Origin of the sequence: Streptomyces sp. NPDC008092 (assembly GCF_042957285.1) — a bacterium.
In the GTDB taxonomy this organism is placed as follows: domain Bacteria; phylum Actinomycetota; class Actinomycetes; order Streptomycetales; family Streptomycetaceae; genus Streptomyces.
Genome location: NZ_JBIBHY010000005.1, coordinates 1 through 19,375 on the forward strand (window position 1 = coordinate 1; position 19,375 = coordinate 19,375).

The 19,375-nt window shown below is 72.1% G+C and carries 14 protein-coding genes; 2 read left to right on the plus strand and 12 right to left on the minus strand.

Features of this window, described 5'->3' with window-relative positions:
- Positions 1 to 598: 598 nt before the first annotated feature.
- Entirely contained in the window at positions 599 to 1,606 is a 1,008-nt protein-coding gene (locus tag ACFZB3_RS16500; RefSeq protein ID WP_391375865.1) for a stage II sporulation protein M, read from the minus strand.
- A 141-nt stretch (positions 1,607 to 1,747) separates the two neighbouring features.
- Here ACFZB3_RS16500 and ACFZB3_RS16505 point away from each other — a divergent pair, with 141 nt between their 5' ends.
- Entirely contained in the window at positions 1,748 to 2,695 is a 948-nt protein-coding gene (locus tag ACFZB3_RS16505; RefSeq protein WP_391375868.1) for an RDD family protein, read from the plus strand.
- 28 nt (positions 2,696 to 2,723) lie between these two features.
- Here the strand turns inward: ACFZB3_RS16505 and ACFZB3_RS16510 are convergent, their stop codons facing one another.
- The 9 genes from ACFZB3_RS16510 to ACFZB3_RS16550 form a co-directional block, all read right to left on the minus strand.
- Positions 2,724 to 3,350, minus strand: coding sequence for a hypothetical protein (locus tag ACFZB3_RS16510; RefSeq protein WP_391375870.1), 627 nt, complete (start codon positions 3,348 to 3,350; stop codon positions 2,724 to 2,726).
- A 192-nt stretch (positions 3,351 to 3,542) separates the two neighbouring features.
- Entirely contained in the window at positions 3,543 to 5,000 is a 1,458-nt protein-coding gene (gene ahcY, locus ACFZB3_RS16515) for an adenosylhomocysteinase (RefSeq protein ID WP_391375873.1), read from the minus strand.
- Between the two features lie 258 nt (positions 5,001 to 5,258).
- Positions 5,259 to 6,239, minus strand: a complete 981-nt coding sequence (locus tag ACFZB3_RS16520; RefSeq protein ID WP_391375876.1) for a cation diffusion facilitator family transporter — start codon at positions 6,237 to 6,239, stop codon at positions 5,259 to 5,261.
- A 118-nt stretch (positions 6,240 to 6,357) separates the two neighbouring features.
- Positions 6,358 to 7,509 (minus strand): mannose-6-phosphate isomerase, class I, encoded by a 1,152-nt coding sequence (manA, locus tag ACFZB3_RS16525; RefSeq protein ID WP_391375878.1) that lies wholly within the window; start codon positions 7,507 to 7,509, stop codon positions 6,358 to 6,360.
- A 228-nt stretch (positions 7,510 to 7,737) separates the two neighbouring features.
- Positions 7,738 to 8,865, minus strand: coding sequence for an SIS domain-containing protein (locus tag ACFZB3_RS16530; RefSeq protein WP_391375881.1), 1,128 nt, complete (start codon positions 8,863 to 8,865; stop codon positions 7,738 to 7,740).
- Positions 8,866 to 8,920: 55 nt separating this feature from the next.
- Positions 8,921 to 9,091 (minus strand): Trm112 family protein, encoded by a 171-nt coding sequence (locus ACFZB3_RS16535; RefSeq protein ID WP_293993735.1) that lies wholly within the window; start codon positions 9,089 to 9,091, stop codon positions 8,921 to 8,923.
- Between the two features lie 339 nt (positions 9,092 to 9,430).
- Positions 9,431 to 10,801 carry a phosphomannomutase/phosphoglucomutase gene (locus tag ACFZB3_RS16540; protein ID WP_391375884.1) on the minus strand — a complete coding sequence of 457 codons (1,371 nt, stop codon included), beginning with the start codon at positions 10,799 to 10,801 and terminating at the stop codon, positions 9,431 to 9,433.
- Positions 10,802 to 11,135: 334 nt separating this feature from the next.
- Positions 11,136 to 12,752 carry a lactate permease LctP family transporter gene (locus ACFZB3_RS16545; RefSeq protein WP_391376923.1) on the minus strand — a complete coding sequence of 539 codons (1,617 nt, stop codon included), beginning with the start codon at positions 12,750 to 12,752 and terminating at the stop codon, positions 11,136 to 11,138.
- Between the two features lie 181 nt (positions 12,753 to 12,933).
- On the minus strand, positions 12,934 to 13,308 hold the full coding sequence (locus ACFZB3_RS16550; RefSeq protein ID WP_391375886.1) for a DUF3499 family protein: 375 nt from the start codon (positions 13,306 to 13,308) through the stop codon (positions 12,934 to 12,936).
- Between the two features lie 329 nt (positions 13,309 to 13,637).
- On the opposite strand from ACFZB3_RS16550, the gene ACFZB3_RS16555 reads away from it, so the two are divergent.
- Positions 13,638 to 14,090, plus strand: coding sequence for a metallopeptidase family protein (locus tag ACFZB3_RS16555; RefSeq protein ID WP_391376924.1), 453 nt, complete (start codon positions 13,638 to 13,640; stop codon positions 14,088 to 14,090).
- Between the two features lie 34 nt (positions 14,091 to 14,124).
- Here ACFZB3_RS16555 and ACFZB3_RS16560 read toward each other — a convergent pair whose 3' ends face one another.
- Positions 14,125 to 15,621, minus strand: coding sequence for a DUF5719 family protein (locus ACFZB3_RS16560; protein WP_391375889.1), 1,497 nt, complete (start codon positions 15,619 to 15,621; stop codon positions 14,125 to 14,127).
- A complete protein-coding gene (locus ACFZB3_RS16565) occupies positions 15,618 to 19,301 on the minus strand; it encodes a glycosyltransferase (protein ID WP_391375892.1) in 3,684 nt (1,227 codons plus the stop codon). Before ACFZB3_RS16565 ends, ACFZB3_RS16560 begins: the two co-directional genes overlap by 4 nt.
- Between the last annotated feature and the right edge of the window lie 74 nt (positions 19,302 to 19,375).

Sequence of the window (19,375 nt, forward strand, 5' to 3'; positions counted from 1 at the left end):
ACTCTCCGTGAATGTTTACCGGTAATCCGGTGCACACACACGAGAGCGGAACAGTCGGAGGAATGATCCGACCGTTCACAGCGTCCTCGCTGTGTTTTTCTTCAAAGGAACCTCGCCCCAGCCATGACGGCCGGAGACGGGGTATCAACATATCTGGCGTTGACTTTTGGCACGCTGTTGAGTTCTCAAGGAACGGTCGCTTCCTTTGTACTCACCCTCTCGGGCTTTCCTCCGGGCTTCCCTTCGGTGTTTCCAACCTTACCAGATCCGTTTTCCGTTCCGTTTCCGGTCGGAATTCATTTCCGGTGGCCGTTGGAGGGCCTTTGCCTTTTCGATTGCCTTCCGGCTCTCTTTCGGCGAGTCCGACTTTATCAGAAGTTCTTGGCCGGTCTGACCAGCCACTCATTTCTGAGTAAATCGGGGGTGGCTTCAATGTCTCGGAGAGAACTCTCCGTTGTGAAGCAGATCGATTCTAACGATCAGCCCTGAACCTGTCCAGTTCTAGGCAACTGTTTGAATCTACCTCCTCGTCCAACCCGTGTCAACGGGTCTTCCGGGGCGAAGAGGAGACTAGCAGCTCACAGGAGGTCTCCGCACATCAGGCGGCCGTGGGGACGAGCGCGCTGCGCTCGGTCTCGTCGAGGTCGCCCGTCTCACCGGCACGAGCGGCACGGCCGCCGACGATGAAGACGTAGGCCAGGAAGGCCAGCTCAGCCGCCACTCCGATGGCTATTCGCGCCCAGGTCGGCAGGCCCGACGGGGTGACGAAACCTTCGATGGCGCCGGACACGAACAGGACGAGAGCCAGGCCGATCGCCATGCCGACGGCGGCGCGTCCTTCTTCTGCCAGGGCTGTACGACGGCTGCGTGGGCCCGGATCTATGAGGGTCCAGCCGAGGCGGAGTCCGGTTCCCGCGGCCACGAAGACCGCGGTGAGCTCCAGCAGCCCGTGCGGGAGGACCAATCCCAGGAAGGTGTCGAGGCGGCCGGCCGAGGACATCAGGCCGAAGCCGACGCCCAGGTTCAGCATGTTCTCGAAGAGGATCCAGAGGACCGGGAGACCGAGAAAGACGCCCAGGACCAGGCACATCGCGGCGGCCCTGGCGTTGTTGGTCCACACCTGGGCCGCGAAGGAAGCCGCGGGATGGCTTGAGTAGTAGGTCTCGTACTCGCCGCCGGGGCGGGTCAGCTCGCGGAGCTGACTCGGGGCCGCGATGGTCGACTGCACGTCCGGGTGGGCGCCGATCCACCAGCCCAGGACGATCGCGACGGCGGTGGACACGAGCGCGGTGGGGACCCACCAGTGGCGGGAGCGGTAGACGGCGGCCGGGAATCCCTGTCCGAGGAAGCGGGCGACATCGCGCCAGGAGGCGCGGCGAGTGCCTGTCACGGCACTGCGCGCGCGTGCCACAAGTTGGCTGAGACGTCCGGTGAGCTGTGGATCGGGAGCGCTGGACTGGATCAGGGAGAGATGGGTCGCGGTGCGCTGGTAGAGCGTGACGAGTTCGTCGGCCTCGGCTCCGTTGAGGCGTCGCTGGCGGCGCAGGAGCGCGTCGAGGCGGTCCCACTCTGCTCGGTGTGCGGAGACGAAGACGTCGAGGTCCATCGGGTCTGCCTGCTCCTCGGCTGGTCGTCGACTGCCTGGTGTAGCAATGTCGCAGCTGTCAGCTTGTCGTACTGCGGCGCGATGCGTGCTCAGCTTGGCAGACTTGCGGTGTACAGGGCAGACCAGGGGAAGGCGGCGGGCGTGAGTGAGCTGGTGACGGGCGAGGCGGTGGCGCTCGAACTGCGTCCCGCGAGGCTGCCCAGCAGGGCACTCGCCGTGCTGCTCGACCTGATCGTGGCCTTCACCGTCTACATCGGTGTTTCGATCGGCCTTGCGGCGGCCACGGCCTCGCTCGACGACGCCGCGCAGATCGCCCTGACGATCGCGGCCTTCCTGCTGGTGCTGGTCGGTGCGCCGATCGCGGTGGAGACGCTGAGCCATGGGCGCTCGCTGGGGAAGATGGCGTGTGGACTGCGGGTCGTGCGGGACGACGGCGGGCCCATCCGGTTCCGTCATGCGCTGGTGCGGGGCGCTCTCGGCGTGGTCGAGATCCTGATGACGTTCGGGGTCGTCGCTTGTATCGCCTCGCTGGTCTCGGCACGTGGACGGCGGCTCGGGGACGTGTTCGCGGGGACCCTGGTCGTGCGGGAGCGGGTGCCCGTCGGGCAGGCCCGTTTCGTTCCGCCGCCCCCGCCCTGGCTGGCGGGGCGTTTCACCGAGCTGGACCTGTCGGCAGTTCCGGACGCGCTGTGGCTGGCTGTACGGCAGTACCTGACGCGGATGCAGCAGCTCGATCCGCAGGTCTCGTGGGCGATGGCCGTGCAGCTCGCGGGCGATCTCGCTTCGCGGACGGGTACTCCGGCGCCTCCGGACATCCCGCCGGCCGCGTATCTGGCGGCCGTCGTGCAGGAGCGGCAGGCCCGGGAAACCCGGCGGGCCTTCGCCGACCAGGTTGCTCAGTCCCCGGGTATCCCCGCCATCCCCACCGCGTACGCGCCTCCGGTACCCGGGGCGCACCCCTCCCTCGCACCTGCGCCCAGGGCTGCAGCTGTCCCGCCACCGCCTGCTGCGCCCCTGTCTCCCCCAGCGGCGGTTCCTCCCGCAGCGCCGGCCGAGCGGCCGGCCACCGGGTTCGTGCCGCCGGCCTAGGCAGGGTCCGGTTCGCGGGGCCTGCTGTTCAGTCCTCGGGGTCGGTGAAGAACGACGGCGGTGACCGCAGGTCCTCCAACTCGATCCCGGGGGCTGCCAGGACCACGTCGCCGGCGAGGTGGACGGGGTGCTGTTCTCCGGTGTCCAGGGCTGTGACCTGGTACTCGTCCACGGTCAGAGGGCCGTTGTCAGTGGCGTGTGTTTCTCTTCTCAGCAAGGCCCAGGACTGGTCCACGGTGCGGGGGGCGAGCACGGGATCCGTGAAGGCCACGAGGCGTACGCGGGTCGCGGTGGATGAGGGGGTGAGGCGCAGGAGACGGGCGGTGGCGACAAGGAACGCGGGGGACGTGCCGGTGAAGGCGTGGGCGCGCACATTGCCTTCGGTGGCATGGGTGCCGGTGGGGTCCGTACGGACCCAGGTGACGCCGTCGAGGGCGGCACCACGGACCTGCCAGCCCCCGGCGTGGAGTTCCATGCGGATCGGGCGGCCGAGTTCGTCGAGGGCGAGATCGACGGAGCCGCCGTGGTCACCGGAGGGGGTGGTCACTTGGGAGACGTATCGCCAGCCGGACGGACCGGGGGCGCACTGGAAGTGTTCCTCGCCGAGGGGGGTGTGATCGTGCGGATCGTGGAGCGAATAGCGGCCGCGGGGCATCGGAGTCCTGGGGCTTGACGGGGCGTGGGTCCGGCGCTCGGACCTGCGGTACGGCCGCGCGGGCGGTCGACGGACCAAAGGGGCAGGCCCCCGGCACGGGGGTGCGGGGGCCTGCCTCGGCGGACCGGAGGACCTGCCGCCGGGAGAGCGCATCGGTGCACGGGTGCGCTTCCCGGTGGGCGGGTCTCGGGCTCAGTAGCGGTAGTGGTCCGACTTGTACGGACCCTCGACCTCCACGCCGATGTACGAGGCCTGCTCGGGGCGGAGCGTCGTCAGCTTCACGCCGAGCGAGTCCAGGTGCAGGCGGGCGACCTTCTCGTCGAGGTGCTTGGGCAGCGTGTAGACGCCGACCGGGTACTCGTCCGGCTTGGTGAACAGCTCGATCTGGGCCAGGGTCTGGTCCGCGAAGGAGTTGGACATCACGAACGAGGGGTGGCCGGTGGCGTTGCCCAGGTTCAGCAGGCGGCCCTCGGAGAGGACGATGATCACCTTGCCGTCGGGGAACTTCCAGGTGTGGACCTGCGGCTTGACCTCGTCCTTGACGATGCCGGGGACCTTGGCGAGGCCGGCCATGTCGATCTCGTTGTCGAAGTGGCCGATGTTGCCGACGATGGCCTGGTGCTTCATCTTGGCCATGTCCGAGGCCATGATGATGTCCTTGTTGCCCGTCGTGGTGACGAAGATGTCGGCCTTGTCGATGACCTCGTCGAGGGTCGTGACCTGGTAGCCGTCCATCGCCGCCTGCAGGGCGCAGATCGGGTCGATCTCGGTGACGATCACGCGGGCGCCCTGTCCGCGCAGGGACTCCGCGCAGCCCTTGCCCACGTCGCCGTAGCCGCAGACGACCGCGGTCTTGCCGCCGATCAGGACGTCGGTGGCGCGGTTGATGCCGTCGATCAGCGAGTGGCGGCAGCCGTACTTGTTGTCGAACTTCGACTTGGTGACGGCGTCGTTGACGTTGATCGCCGGGAAGAGGAGGACGCCGTCGCGCTGCATCTCGTACAGGCGGTGGACGCCGGTCGTGGTCTCCTCGGTCACGCCGCGGATCTCGGAGGCGAGCTGGGTCCACTTCTGCGAGCCGTCCGTGATGGTGCGGTGCAGGAGTTCGAGGATGACGCGGTGCTCGTCGGACTCGGCGGTCTCCAGGCCGGGGACCTTGCCGTCCTTCTCGTACTCGACGCCCTTGTGGACGAGGAGGGTGGCGTCACCGCCGTCGTCGAGGATCATGTTGGGGCCGCCGGTGGGGCTGTCCGGCCAGGTCAGCGCCTGCTCGGTGCACCACCAGTACTCCTCCAGGGTCTCGCCCTTCCAGGCGAAGACCGGGACGCCCTGCGGGTTGTCGGGCGTGCCGTTCGGGCCGACGGCGATGGCGGCGGCCGCGTGGTCCTGGGTGGAGAAGATGTTGCAGGACGCCCAGCGGACCTGTGCGCCGAGCGCGACCAGGGTCTCGATCAGGACGGCGGTCTGCACGGTCATGTGCAGGGAGCCGGTGACGCGGGCGCCGGCCAGGGGCTGGGCGTCGGCGTACTCCTTGCGGATGGACATCAGGCCGGGCATCTCGTGCTCGGCGAGGGTGATCTCCTTGCGGCCGAACTCGGCCAGGGAGAGGTCGGCGACCTTGAAGTCCTGTCGGTTGTCGACAGTCGTCATTGCGAGCTGCTCCTCGGGTTGGGTCGAGGGTGGGTACGGCTGGTCTGCGCGGCGGCGGACACCGGGTGCCCGAGAAGAGGACACAGGCATGCCCGCGTGCGCGCAGCGCAGTCCGTCGGAGGCCCTCTCTCCCTCGGACGGTCCGCAGGGGGACCGCCCGACCGCCATCAGCAGCGACGTCTGGCTCCGTCCCAAGCTACACCGGAGGAGCGGGCCGTCCCCAGTCCGCCTCCGAACAGATCACGCCGTTCGAGGGGGTCAGTGGCCGGCGGGGTGGGGGGTCGGGCCGCCCGGGGTGGCTGCCGGGTCGGGGCCCTTGGCGGCCTCTGCCTCGCTGTAGATGTCGGGTTCCAGGTAGATCACGCGGGCGATGGGGACCGCGGTGCGGATGCGGGCCTCGGCCTCGTTGATGGCCCTGGCGACCTGGGCGGCCGTGTCGTCGTGCTGGACGGCGATCTTGGCGGCGACGAGGAGTTCCTCGGGGCCGAGATGGAGCGTGCGCATGTGGATGATGCCGGTGACGGTGTCGCCGTCGACGATCGCGGCCTCGATCTTCTTGACCTCCTCGACGCCGGCGGCCTCGCCGAGCAGGAGGGACTTGGTCTCGGCGGCCAGGACCAGGGCGATCATGACGAGCAGGACGCCGATGCAGACCGTGCCGATGCCGTCCCAGACGCCGTCGCCGGTGATCAGGGCGAGGCCGACGCCGAGGAGGGCGAGGACCAGGCCGATGAGTGCGCCGAAGTCCTCAAGGAGGACGACCGGCAGCTCGGGAGCCTTGGCGCGGCGGATGAACTGGGACCAGGACAGCTTGCCGCGCAGTTCGTTGGACTCCTTGATGGCCGTCCGGAAGGAGAAGCCCTCGGCGATGATCGCGAAGAGGAGCACGCCCACCGGCCAGTACCAGTGCTCCACCTCGTGCGGGTGGCTGATCTTCTCGTAGCCCTCGTAGATGGCGAACATGCCACCGACGGAGAAGAGGACGATCGAGACGAGGAAGGCGTAGATGTACCGCTCGCGGCCGTAGCCGAAGGGGTGTTGCGGGGTCGCCTCGCGCTGGGCCTTCTTGCCGCCGATGAGCAGCAGGAACTGGTTGCCGGAGTCGGCGAGCGAGTGGACGCCCTCGGCGAGCATCGACGAGGAGCCGCTGAACGCGAACGCCACGAACTTCGATACCGCGATCGCGAGGTTGGCGCCGAGTGCCGCCACGATCGCCCTGGTGCCGCCTGACGCGCTCATGTGTCCGCGGTGTCCCTTCTCGTTCTCGCCGTCGTCCGTCTACGCCGGTACTCGTCTTTGCCCGTGCTTTGCCGGTGGGTCATTCTTGCAGCCCCCTCGGCGGGAGATACGGACCCCCTCAGACGATCACCGTGGCACGGAAGACCGTGCCCGCGCCCGACACCTCCGCCTTCTCGCCGGCGGGGACGAACACCGAACGGCCGGGAGCCAGGTCGTACTCGCCGACGCGCACCGCACCGGCCGTGCAGAGCAGTATCTGCGGGGTGGGCAGGGTCAGGTCGTGGGCCGCGGTGCCCTCGGGCAGGACGTACCGGGAGAGCCGGAACTCGTCGATCGGCGTCTCGTAGACCTCCTCGCCGTCCGGGGCCGCCTCGGGACGCAGTACACCGGCGTCGCCCGCCTCGAAGCGGACGATGCGCAGGAGTTCGGGGACGTCGACGTGCTTGGGGGTCAGGCCGCAGCGCAGGACGTTGTCGGAGTTGGCCATGATCTCGACGCCGAGGCCGTTGAGGTAGGCGTGCGGGATGCCGGCGCCGAGGAAGAGGGCCTCGCCGGGCTGCAGGCGGACGTGGTTGAGGAGCATGGCGGCGATCACGCCGGGGTCGCCCGGGTAGTGGTGGGCGATGTCGGCGTAGGGCAGGTAGTCGCCGCCGAGGCGGGTGCAGGCGGCCGTGGTCTCCGCGACCGTGCGGGCCATCTCCTCGCGGTCGGCGCTGAGGATCGCGGTGAGGACCTCGCGCAGGGCCGCGTCCTCGGGGTGGGCACGCAGCAGGTCGACGTACGGCTTGAGGGAGTCCACGCCGAGGCCGTCGAGGAGTTCTGCCGTCCGCTCCGGGTCGCGGAAGCCGCACAGGCCGTCGAACTCGGTGAGCGCGCAGATCAGTTCGGGCTTGTGGTTGGCGTCCTTGTAGTTGCGGTCCGGGGCGTCGACCGGGATGCCGCGCCGCTCCTCGTCCTCGTACCCCTCCCTGGCCTGCTCCAGGTTGGGGTGCACCTGGAGGGAGAGGGGGGCGCCGGCGGCGAGGATCTTGAGCAGGAAGGGCAGCCGCGGGCCGAACCTGGCCACGGCCTCCTCGCCCAGTTCGGCCTTCGGGTCCGCGTCGATGACCTCGACGAGCGTTCCGCGCGCGGTGCGCGAGGGGGCGCCCGGGTGCGCGCCCATCCACATCTCCGCCTGCGGCTCGCCGCTCGGCTCGGCCCCGAGCAGTTCGGGGATGGCGGTCGGGGAACCCCAGGCGTAGGGGCGGATGGTGTTGTCGAGGAGATCCATGACTTCTCTCTGCGGTTCTCTCTGCGGGCGGGGGCGGACGGGGTTGCGCGGGGGCGCGGGGCGGGCACGGAGGCACAGGGTGCGCCGCCGTACGGGTCCGTACGAGGGCGTACGAGGGCGTACGAGGGTGCGCGACGGCCGTGTTCACCGTACGTTCCCCTACCGGTTCGCCTTCGGTACGGCCCTCAGGTCGTCCTTCGTGCGGCGGGTCCGGTGCCGGTGTCCACCTCAGGCCCTCGAAGCGAGCGTCAGGTAAACGGCGGCGAAATCCGTGACGGCGATCAGTTCCGCCAGGGTCTCCAGTTCGTCGCCCGCCTCGGGCTCCAGCTCGCTGATCGGGGTGTCATGGCTGAGGGCGAGGTCACGGGCGGCGGGTGCGGCGGTGAGGCCGCCGATGGGGCGGTCACGGAGCAGCACCACGCGCGCGTGCAGCGCGGGCGGCTCGTCCACGCGGTCGCGGAAGAAGTCGTCGGGGTCGGCGCTGGCGGCGAGCGGGCCGGCCAGCAGGGCGGTGTGGGCGGCCAGTGCCTCGGGGAGTTCGGCGACCAGGGCGGGGCGGCCGGCCAGCTCGGCGAGGGCCGCGGCGAAGCGGCGGCCGGCCGGGCCTGCCGACTCGCCTTCCGTCCAGACCACCGGGAGCGCGTCGGCGAGTTCCGCGGCGAGGGTCTTGGCGGGGTTGCTGTAGGTCACGATGGCCGGGCCGCAGCGCTCGGCGATGTGGTCGAGGCGGTCGGCGACCTTCTCCAGCGCGTCCGGCGGGGCGGTGAGCAGGCCGATGCGGTCGAGGAGCGCGAGCAGCGGGGTGAGCAGCGCCCACAGGACGCCCGGGGAGGAGCCGGCGAGCGGCTCGCCGTGGTCGTACGGGGCCGTCGCCATCGGCATGAACAGGCCGTGGGCGCCGGCCACCGCCTCTTCGAGCGGGGTGCCGGCGGGGGCTACGGCGGCGACCGAGCAGCCGCGCCGGTAGGCCTGGTCGGCGAGGAGGGAGAGGCTGGGTTCGGTGCCGTCCGGGGTGGCGATCAGCAGCAGGTCGACGGAGCCGGCCCAGCCGGGGAGCTCCCAGCGCAGGGCGCCGGCCGCCGGGGCGACGCCGGTGGGGGCCAGGCGGGTGACGGGGCTGCCGGGGCCGGCCAGCGTGCCGAGGAGGTCGGCGGCGTGGGTGGCGGCGACGCCGGGGCCCGCGATCAGGACGGCGCGCGGGCGGCCGTCCGGCTTCAGCTCCTGGACACCGGCCTCGGTGGCGTGCCGGGCTGCCGTACGGACACGGGCGCCGGCCTCTGCCGCGCCGCGCAGCAGACCTCGGCGGTCGGCCTCGGCGAGGCCCTCCGGGGTGTCGAGCAGCGTTTCGTCGAGCATGGAGCGGCCTCCGGTTGCCGGGGTCCTGATGTTTCGCGGTTGTGGGGGCTGCTGCTTACGCCGGGCGGCGGGCCTCGTCGACGAGGAGGACGGGGATGCCGTCGCGGACGGGGTACGCCAGGCCGCAGTCCTGACCGGTGCAGATCAGCTCGGCGTCCTGCTCCTTGAGGGTGGCGTGGCAGGCCGGGCAGGCGAGGATCTCCAGGAGGCCGGCTTCGAGCGGCATGGGGTTTCCCTTCGGGGGTGGATGTTCGCGTGCGGTCAGGTTACCGCCGGTGGGGTGGGTTGGGCTGGCCGTGGGTCCCGGCCGACCGTCGGCCGAAGCGACCGCCCAGGGGGCTCCGCCCCTTGGACCCCCGAAGCCTTCGTCCCCCACGCTTTCGCCCACCCGCACCTTCGCCCACCCACCACCCGACTCGGTCGCTTGAGAAGCGAGGGCGGGGCGAGGCGACTCGGAATCCCCCGACAAGTACGCGCCGCGCCGAGCGGCCCGGGTCCCCCGCAGACCCCCGGAACCCCCACCCCACCCGCATCCCCCGAGAGACGAGGCAGGCGAGGAGTCTGGTCAGGCCCTGATGATGGTCAGTACCTCGTCGCGGATCTTCGTCATCGTCGCCTCGTCCCTTGCCTCCGCGTTCAGGCGGAGCAGCGGTTCCGTGTTGGAGGGGCGGACGTTGAACCACCAGTCGGCGGCGGTGACGGTGAGGCCGTCGAGGTCGTCGAGGGTGACGTCGTCGCGGTCGCCGTAGGCCGCGCGGATCGCGGTGAGGCTGGCCTGCTGGTCGGCGACCGTGGAGTTGATCTCGCCGGAGCCGGTGTAGCGGTCGTACTGGGCGACCAGCGAGGAGAGGGGGGCGGACTGGCCGCCGAGGGCGGCGAGGACGTGCAGGGCCGCCAGCATGCCGGTGTCGGCGTTCCAGAAGTCCTTGAAGTAGTAGTGGGCCGAGTGCTCGCCGCCGAAGATCGCGCCGGACCTCGCCATCTCGGCCTTGATGAAGGAGTGGCCGACCCGGGTGCGGACCGGGGTGCCGCCGTTCTCCCGGACCACCTCGGGGACGGTCCAGGACGTGATCAGGTTGTGGATGACCGTGCCCTTGCCGCCGTTCTTCGCCAGTTCGCGCGCGGCCACGAGGGCCGTGATCGCCGACGGGGAGACCGGCTCGCCGCGCTCGTCCACGACGAAGCAGCGGTCCGCGTCGCCGTCGAAGGCCAGGCCGAGGTCGGCCGACTCGGCGCGCACGCGCTGCTGGAGATCCACGATGTTGGCGGGGTCGAGCGGGTTGGCCTCGTGGTTCGGGAAGGTGCCGTCCAGCTCGAAGTACATCGGGACCAGGGTCAGCGGCAGGCCTTCGAAGACCGTCGGGACCGTGTGGCCGCCCATGCCGTTGCCCGCGTCGACGACGACCTTCAGCGGGCGGATGGAGGTCAGGTCCACGAGTGAGCACAGGTGGGCCGCGTAGTCCGACAACGTCTCGCGCGTGGTGATCGTTCCCGGCGTGGCGGCCGGCTCGGGGGCGCCCTCCTGCAACCAGCGCTCGGCCAGCTCCCGGATCTCCGTCAGGCCCGTGTCCTGGCCCACCGGTGCGGCTCCCGCGCGGCACATCTTGATGCCGTTGTACTGCGCGGGGTTGTGCGAGGCCGTGAACATGGCACCGGGCAGGCCGAGGGCGCCCGAGGCGTAGTACAGCTGGTCGGTCGAGCACAGGCCGATCTCGGTGACGTCGACGCCCCGGGCCGCCGCACCGCGTCCGAAGGCGCGGGACAGGGCGGGCGAGGAGGGCCGCATGTCGTGGCCGACGACGATCGCGGCGGCGCCGGTCACCTGGACGAACGCGGCGCCGAACAGTTCGGCGAGTCCCTCGTCCCACTGGTCCGGAACCACTCCGCGCACGTCGTACGCCTTCACGATCTGCGACAGATCAGCTGCAGCAGCCACAGGCCAGCCCTCCTGGAATCCTCTCGGTCGCCCCAAAGTACCTGCCCCGGGTAAGGGCCCGACGCCGGATCCCCCCAGCGGATGCGTGGCGGACTCCTGGCTGTGATCTGCGGCGATCCGCCCAGGTCGAGTGCGGTCGCCCCCGGTCGATCCCGGTCGATCGCGGTCGACCCCCGTCGGGTGTGGGCGGCTGTGGGCGGTCCTGGGCTAGCGCGGCCGGGTACGGGCGCGTGTCCCGGTCGTGCACGGGCCCGGTGTCCTCCCCTCCGCTTGCACGCGGTGCCGCCGAGCGGTCCTGGCGGGGCCGGACCCGCTCGCCCGGCCCCGCCCCGGCTCACGGCAGCATCCAGCCCAGCACCGGACCGCTCTGCGCCACCACGATGAGGCACATCACCAGCAGCAGGCCGAGGCTCCACGGCAGCACCCTGCGCAGCAGGTCGCCCTCGCGGCCCGCCAGGCCCACCGCCGCGCAGGCGATCGTGAGGTTCTGCGGGGAGACCATCTTGCCGAGCACGCCGCCGGAGCTGTTGGCGGCCGCCAGGAGTTCCGGCGAGAGACCCGACTCGTGGGCGGCGCTCACCTGGAGGGCTCCGAAGAGCGCGTTGGCCGAGGTGTCGGAGCCGGAGACGGCGACGCCGAACCAGCCGAGGACCGGGGAGAGGAAGGCCAGACCCGCGCCTGCCGCCGCCACGAAGTGGCCGATCGTGGCCGCCTGTCCGGAGAGGTTCATGACGTAGGCGAGGGCGAGGACGGATGTCACGGTGAGGATCGCGAACCTCAACTCGCGTACGGTCGCCGCCCATTCCGCGATCGCCACGCGCGCGTGCACGCGCAGGACGGCCGCCGTGGCGATGCCGGCGAACAGGACCAGCGTGCCGCCCGTGGAGACGACCGGCCAGGTGAAGAGATTTCCTCCGACCGGTTCGCCCTTCGGGTTGACGACGTCCAGGAAGGGCCAGTCGTAGACGCGGTTCGCCTTCGCCAGCCAGTCCTTGACCGGCGGGATCTGGGCGATCGAGAAGACCGTGATGATCAGGGCGTACGGGGCGTAGGCGCGCAGGACTTGAGGCCGTTCGTCGTGCTCGTCCAGGTCCGCGCCGCGGGCGCCGGTGAGGACGGCCGCGCGGACCTCGTCGGCCGCCGGCACGCGCGCGTGCGGTACGGCGAGCAGGGCGGCCGTGCCGGCCAGGGCGGCGCAGATGTCGGCGAGTTGGGCGGAGACGTAGTTGGAGGCGGCGAACTGGGCGGCGGCGAAGGCGACTCCGCATGCCAGGGCCGGTACCCAGGTCTCTCGGAGCCCGCGTACGCCGTCGACCAGGCCGACCAGCGCCAGGGGCACCACCAGGGCGAGGAGCGGGGTCTGGCGGCCGACGACGGAGGCGACCGAGTCCAGGGGCAGACCGGTGACCTGGGCGAGCGTCACCACCGGGGTGCCCATCGCGCCGAAGGCCACCGGCGCGGTGTTGGCGACCAGGGAGACGACGGCCGCGCGGACCGGGTCGAAGCCGAGGGCGACGAGCATCACCGAGCAGATCGCGACCGGGGCGCCGAAGCCGGCGAGGGCCTCAAGGAGGGCGCCGAAGCAGAAGGCGACCACGAGGGCCTGGATGCGCGGGTCGTCGGAGAGTCGCCCGAACGAGCGACGCAGGACGTCGAAATGGCGGGTACGGACCGTCATCCGGTACACCCACAGGGCGTTGACGACGATCCACAGGATGGGGAACAGGCCGAACGCGGCGCCTTGGGCGGCGCTGGAGACGGTCTGGTCCAGCGGCATGCGGTAGGCGAGCCTCGCGACGAGTACGGCAGCGAGAAGGCCGCTCAGGCCCGCCAGATGGGCTTTCATGCGGACCCCGCCGAGCAGGACCAGGACGATCAGCAGCGGCAGGGCGGCCACCAGGGCGGACAGGCCGAGCGAGCCGGCGACGGGTTCCAGTTCCTGGACGTACACGGGCGCCTCCCCGGATTCCGGCATGCGGAAAGCGATTTCCCGCCGACGGTCATCCGGAATGGTCGTGTCCGCGACAAGCGCGCGTCAATGGGTGTGCACCGCGGAACGCAGCCGCGTCACACACAGGGAAAGCGATGGCGTGGAAAGCGGCGGTGCGGAGCGGAAGGGGGCCCGGCAGACGTCAGTTGTCCGGTGAGCGCAGTACCCGCAGATGGCCGCGCCGGGCGACCTCCATCGGGTCCGCGCCGCGGCCGCCGCCGCCCGCCTCGGCCGCCCGCTCCTGGGGGCGGGCCGCCTCGCGCACCGCGTTCGCCAGCGCCTCCAGGTCGTCCCCGCTCGGACGCGCGGGGGCGGAGCCGTCGAGGAGCCGGACGACCTCCCAGCCGCGCGGGGCGGTGAGGCGCTCGGAGTGCTGGGCGCACAGGTCGTAGCAGTGGGGTTCGGCGTAGGTGGCGAGCGGGCCGAGGACCGCGGTCGAGTCGGCGTAGACGTACGTCAGCGTCGCGACGGCGGGTCGGCCGCAGGCGGTTCGCGAACAGCGACGTACAGGGCTCACGATGTTGGACGGTACCGCACTCTTGAGCGGGCCGCGACGACTCTCCCCCAGGTCACTCCACCGTGTCGTACTGTGAAACGCCCCACACACCCCTCCCGACACGCCCTGCTGACCTGCACGAAACGGATCGTCCGGGGTCACGGCCGGTACCTCATCCGGTCACGAGTCGGTACAAACACCGTCAATTGCCTTGAGTTCGCCGGTCTCGTGGAGATACGGAAACGAGCCCAACCTTGGCCGGAATGGTCATCCTGCGACATGCCCTCCAGGGCGGTGTCGGTGCGTGGACCGGCGCGGCCGGAGCCCGCGAGGACTACGCTTCACCAGTGATGGACAACCGTGTACCGCCCCCTGCCGCCGGCACCGGGCCCCGTCGACGCGATCGCCACGGTCGGGGCATGCGCGGGCCGATCGCGCCGCCTCAGGTGCCGCTGGCCGCGAGCCGCGCCGACGTGTTCGCGGACCTGGTGCAGGACTCCGTGGAGCGCCTGGAGCGGCGCTGGCCGCAGCTCGCCGACATCGATTTCCTGGTGCTCGAAGTACCGCGGCTCCAGGACCGGCACGGCGAGAGCTGGGACGAGGAGGCGGTGCCGCTGGGCGGCATCATTCCCGCGCGCGAGGGACGCCGGGCGCGGGTGGTCGTCTACCGGCGGCCGGTCGAGATCCGCACCAAGGGGCGCGACGAGCGGGCCGCGCTGGTGCACGAGGTCGTCGTGGAGCAGGTCGCCGAGCTGCTCGGCCTCACCCCGGAGACGGTCGATCCCCGGTACGGCGAGGACTGAGCCCACCCACTGAGCCCACCCGGCGACCTCGCGCCTACTTCTGCAGCACCGACACGTCCTGGTCCGCCTGCGGTACGGCCACCGTGCCGCGGTCGTCCGGGAGGGTCTGGATCGTGAAGCCCGGGACGCCCTCCTCGGTGGCCGCGAGGGTACGGGCGCCGTAGACCGGGCCGCCGGAGACCGTCTCCACGGTCAGGGCGTAGGTGCCCTTGAGACCGGACGGGACCGGGGCGTCGACGTTCTGGGTGGTGCCGGACTTGATCGTGAACGTCTTGGAGACCGCCGTGCCGCCGCCGCTGCCCGCCGACGCCGTGACCTTGACCTGGGCGGTCGCGGTGGGCGCGGTCAGGGAGAGGGTGGTGCCCTTGCCGCTGTTGTCGGCGGACGTCGCGCGCGTGCCGACCGGTGCGGTCGCCGGGATGTAGGCGGTCTCCTGGTTGGCGCCCTTGCCGCGAGTGACGCGCAGGGCGGCCACCACCGGGACGGACTGGTCGGTGGGCGTGAGGATCAGCGAACCCGCCTCGCCGCGCGTGACGTCGCCGAGGTCGGTCGCGGTGGTCATGCCCGACTTCACGTGCAGCGTCTCGTTGCCGGCGGGGGTGATCGTGCCGTCCGGGGAGGCGAGGCGCACCTTCAGGTCCGCGTCGCTGTCGCCGGTGGTGAAGGCGATCAGCCGGACGTCGGTGGCGTCCTTGGGGATGCCGGGCAGCACCAGGCTGCCCGCCGGGTCCGCGGAGGCGGCCAGCCAGTCGCCGCCGGTCTTGTCGTCCAGGGCCTGCACACTCGCGCCGACCCGGCCGCTGCGCACGCTCACGTGGACGGTCAGGTCGGTCTGCCGCTCGTCGGTGAGCGTGGACAGCAGGACCGGCTCACTCGCGTGCGGCTGGACCGTGATGCCCTCCCCCACCGTGGACTTGAGCTGGCCGTCCTTGCCGTACAGCTCGATGTCGACCACGGCGGCGCCGTCGTCGGGGTTGGTGAGGTGCACGTAGTCGGTACGGCTCGCGGCGGTGCTGGCGCCGGGGAACCAGAAGTCGGTGTCGGCCGGCGTGCAGTTGACCCCCTGGAGGCCGCGCCCGGTGCCCGCGGCGACCTCGGTGGTCTCCTGGACCGTCCAGCCGGGGGCGTACTTGCCCTCGGCGGTGCCGACGTAGGCGGGCCCGTCGGCGCCGGAGGTGTCCCCGGTGGCCGGCGTGCCGGGCGTCTTGGGGGTGAGGACGGGCTTGGCGGCCTTCTTCTTGCCGCCGCCGCTGCCCGTCCCGTCCGCCGACTGCTCGGTGGCGGCCTGGAGCGCGGCCTTGCCGTCGCTCGTGGTGCCCTGGGTGACGGGCGTGAACGACGTGTACGAGGTGTCCGCGATGTCGGACAGGCTGGGCGCCGGGCACAGCAGGGTGGTGCGCTCCACGGGCAGCTGGGCGGCCGCCTCGGCGGTGTGCGCGGGGGTGGCGGCCGGCGGGCTGAGCTCGGCGAACCCGGTGACCGCCGCGAGGGCGGCCGTGCCGGCGAGCAGGGACAGGGTGGTGCGGTTCACTGCTGGCTCCCGTCGTGGTGCTCGCCGCCGGTGCCGCGGTGCTGCTGGGCGGCCGGGTCATAGGCGGGGTCGTAGGCGGGGTCGTAGCCCTGCTGGTACGTCGGGTCGTAGGCCGTCTGCCCCTGCTGACCGCCGTAGGCGTACGGGTCGTACTGGCCGTTCTGGTAGGGGTCGTACGTCTGCTGGTCGTAGCCGCCGGTCTGGTACTGGCCGGTGCCGGCGCCCTGGTACTGGTCGGCGTAGCCGGCGTCGTAGCCGTCGGTCTGCGGGTAGGAGGCGGGGTCCCATTCGTCGTACGACTGCTGGTGCGGGACCGCGGCCCGGGGCTCCTCCGCCGGGGCCTCCGGCGGGAAGTCGGCGTCCTCCGAGGTCTCCTGGGACTCCGGGAACTCCGGGAGCTCCTCCTCGGCCTCCGCCTGGGCGCGCAGGCGGCGGGCGCGGCGGCCCTCGCCGTCGGCGGCCTGGGCGGGGACCGGCTGCTCCTCGGGGAGGTCGTCGTCGACGTCACGGCGGCGGCCGGGCAGGGCGAGGACGACCAGGACGACGGCGAGCGCGCCCTGGACCCACAGCCAGGCGGTGTGGGTGAACGGGGTGTCGTAGGTGACGTCCAGCTTCCCGCCGGAGGACGGGAGTTCGAAGCCCTGGGCCCAGCCGTCGACGGTGGTGCGGGTGAGCGGCTTGCCGTCCAGGGTGGCCGTCCAGCCCGGGGAGGCCGAGTCGGCCAGGCGCAGGATGCGGCCGTCGGCACCGGTCGGGACGGTGGTGTGGATGTCGACCGGTCCGGCGGCGACGGAGTCGGGGGTGCCGGAGCCGTTCGCGGAGACGATGGTCGCGCGGGAGACCTGCTGGTCGACGCGCCACAGGGCGCCGCCGTTCTGCTGGCTGAGCCGGGACAGGCCGGGGGTGGCGTCGAGCACGCGCGTGATGTCACGCGGCGCGCCCTTGTGGACCAGGACGTAGCGCACCGCGAACCCGCCGAGCTGGTCGGCCTGGTCGGCGCCGGAGCCGGCGACAAGGTTGGCGACGACCTTGTCGAGCTGGGCGTTCTCGCCGTCGGCGGCGGCCACCTCGGCGTCGCCCATGCGGGCGCCGGAGCCGCGTACCAGCATGTAGGTCACGCGCGCGGTGCTGTCGCTGTCGAGGACGAGGGTGCGGACCTGGTCGGTGGTGGTGCTGTCCTCGGCGACGAAGGCCGGCACCTGGGTGGGGTCGCGGCGTTCGACCGGGCCGTCGGCGCCCGCGATCATCCAGCCGGCGGCGAGCAGCAGCGGACCCGCGGCGGCGGCGAAGGCGATCAGGGCGGCCACCGGCTGGCGCCAGCCGAAGCTCTGCTCGGCGACCCGCGAGCGGGCCCCGTCGGCGCCGAGCGCGGCGGCGGACAGGATCGCGATGCCGTAGACGAGGGTCGCGGGGCCGGCCCACGTGGACTTGTTGGACAGGACCGCGAAGACCAGGCCGACCAGGGCGACCGCCCAGGCGGTACGGACCGCGGACTGGCGCTCGGAGCGCAGCAGGGCGCCGAGCGCGGCCAGGACGACACCGATGAGCAGCAGCCCGTCGACGGTGCCGGGGCCGCCCGGGCTGGCGCCGAGCAGGTCGAGCGCGGAGGCGGCCGAGGAGCCGTACTCCAGCCCGGCCTCCTTGAAGAAGCCGGTCGGCAGCAGGGTCAGCGACCAGGGGGCGAGGACCAGCAGCGGGGTGCCTAGCTGGACCAGCAGCCGCAGGCCGGAGGCGACCAGGTCGGCGCGGCGCACGGCGAGCACGGCGAGGCCGAGGACCAGGGCGATCGGCCAGACGATCGGGGTGAACGCGGTGGTGACGGTCAGCAGCAGCGCGTACGCCCAGGTGGCGCGCCAGCTGCCGCGTGCTCCGGAGGAGTGCGCGAGGCCGCCGGCCGCGATGCCCGCGCGGGCGATCAGCGGCAGCAGGATCGCGAGGACGGCGGTGCCGATGCGGCCGCCCGCGAGCGCGCCGGTGGCGGCGGGCAGGAAGGCGTAGGCGATGGCCGCCCAGGCGCGCAGCAGGCGCGAGGTGACCAGCGGGCGGGAGGCGAAGTAGGCGGTGAACCCGGCCAGCGGGACCGAGGCGACCAGGAGCACCGTCACGGCGAGCCCGGTCGAGCCGAACAGCAGGGAGGCGAACGAGGCGACGATCGCGAGGTACGGCGGCGCGGCGGGGGTGCCGCCGGCGCCGACCGCGTGCCAGGCGTCCAGGTAGCGCGACCACAGCTCGCTCGCGCTGCCCGGGGCGGGCAGCAGGGCGCCGCCCGCGAGGGCGCCGGAGCCGAGCAGGGCGCGGCAGGCGGCCAGCGAGATCAGCAGCAGCACCAGGAAGAGCACCGGGCCCGGTTTGCGGGCGATGCGCTTGAGGCGGGCGAACTGCTCGATCTCCAGGAAGTCGGCGTCGTCGCCGCCGGGCCCGGACTCGACCGCGCCGCCGTGCCGGCCGGCCGCGGAGACCTCGTCGTCGGTACCGAAGAGGTTGCCCGCGACCTGTTCGACGGTGGCCCGGACGGTGGCGCCGGGCGGCGGGAACAGGGGGCGCAGCTCGCCCTTGTCGAGCTGGGAGCGGCCGCGCCTGCGCCGCCCGGCGATGATCCGCTCGGGCCGCAGCAGGGTGCCCAGCAGGCCGCGGATCTCGTCGAGGGCCTGTCCGGGGACCTTGCCGACGAGGTAGGCGACGGTGCGCAGCAGGGTGCCGAGGACCAGGCGGAGCAGGATCCAGGGCAGCGCCGCCGTGCGGGCGTTGACCAGCAGGGTGTAGATCGCGCCGGCCTTGTCGACCTTGTGCGGGGAGGTGGCGGTGCGGCCGGCGCAGTCGACGGCGCGGCGCTCGCGGGAGGCTGCCTCGGCGTGCCGTACGACGGCCTCGGGGGCGACCAGGACGCGGTGTCCCGCGTTGTGCGCGCGCCAGCACAGGTCGACGTCGTCGCGCATCAGGGGCAGCCGGCGGTCGAAGCCGCCGAGCTCCTCGAAGACGTCGCGGCGGATCAGCATGCCGGCGGTGGAGACGGAGAGCACGGGCCGTACGTGGTCGTGCTGGCCCTGGTCCTGCTCGCGGCGGTCCAGGCCGGTCCAGCGGCGGCCGGAGTTGGCGATGGTGACGCCGACCTCCAGGAGCTGCCGGCGGTCGTACCAGCCGCGCAGCTTGGGGCCGACGACCGCCACGTCGTCGCGGCCCAGCTCCAGCTCGTTGTCGACGACGCGGAGCAGCTGGGCCAGGGCGTCGGGTTCCGGGGCGCAGTCGTCGTGCAGCAGCCACAGCCACTGGACCGGTTCGCCGTGCGGCAGCTCGGGCATGTCGTAGGCGTCGTCGCGCCACTGGCGGGTGACCGGGTCCCAGCCGCTGGGCCGCTTCAGGTACGGCAGGTCGTCCGGGGTGAGGACGGGCGCGGTGCGGCTCGCCTCCTCGACGGCCTGGCCGAAGCCGGTGCGGCGGGCGAGGTGCAGGACGTTGGCGTCGCCGAGGGACGCGGTGAGCTGCTGGGCGGAGTCGTCCGCGCTGCCGGTGTCGGCCGCGACCGCGTACTGGACGGGGCGCTCCTGGCCGAGCAGCCCGGCGAGCGCGTCGGGCAGCCAGCGGGCGCCGTCGTGGGAGACGAGCACCGCGGTCACCACATGACGCGGAAACTCTGGTGTGGCAGCAGTGTCTTGGGCTGCCGTGTGGCTGTGCACGGACATCGAGGTACGGGCCCCGGTTCGATGGACTGCGGTGGACTCCTGCGCCCGCTGGTGGCGGCGAGGCGTCTCGGACG

Bases quoted from the DNA above. Each gene is read 5' to 3' on its own strand.
- manA (WP_391375878.1), bottom strand. From the start codon at position 7,509: ATGGATCTCCTCGACAACACCATCCGCCCCTACGCCTGGGGTTCCCCG.
- ACFZB3_RS16510 (WP_391375870.1), bottom strand. From the start codon at position 3,350: ATGCCCCGCGGCCGCTATTCGCTCCACGATCCGCACGATCACACCCCC.
- ACFZB3_RS16555 (WP_391376924.1), top strand. From the start codon at position 13,638: ATGGACAACCGTGTACCGCCCCCTGCCGCCGGCACCGGGCCCCGTCGA.
- ACFZB3_RS16500 (WP_391375865.1), bottom strand. From the start codon at position 1,606: ATGGACCTCGACGTCTTCGTCTCCGCACACCGAGCAGAGTGGGACCGC.
- ACFZB3_RS16535 (WP_293993735.1), bottom strand. From the start codon at position 9,091: ATGCCGCTCGAAGCCGGCCTCCTGGAGATCCTCGCCTGCCCGGCCTGC.
- ahcY (WP_391375873.1), bottom strand. From the start codon at position 5,000: ATGACGACTGTCGACAACCGACAGGACTTCAAGGTCGCCGACCTCTCC.
- ACFZB3_RS16565 (WP_391375892.1), bottom strand. From the start codon at position 19,301: ATGTCCGTGCACAGCCACACGGCAGCCCAAGACACTGCTGCCACACCA.
- ACFZB3_RS16520 (WP_391375876.1), bottom strand. From the start codon at position 6,239: ATGAGCGCGTCAGGCGGCACCAGGGCGATCGTGGCGGCACTCGGCGCC.
- ACFZB3_RS16530 (WP_391375881.1), bottom strand. From the start codon at position 8,865: ATGCTCGACGAAACGCTGCTCGACACCCCGGAGGGCCTCGCCGAGGCC.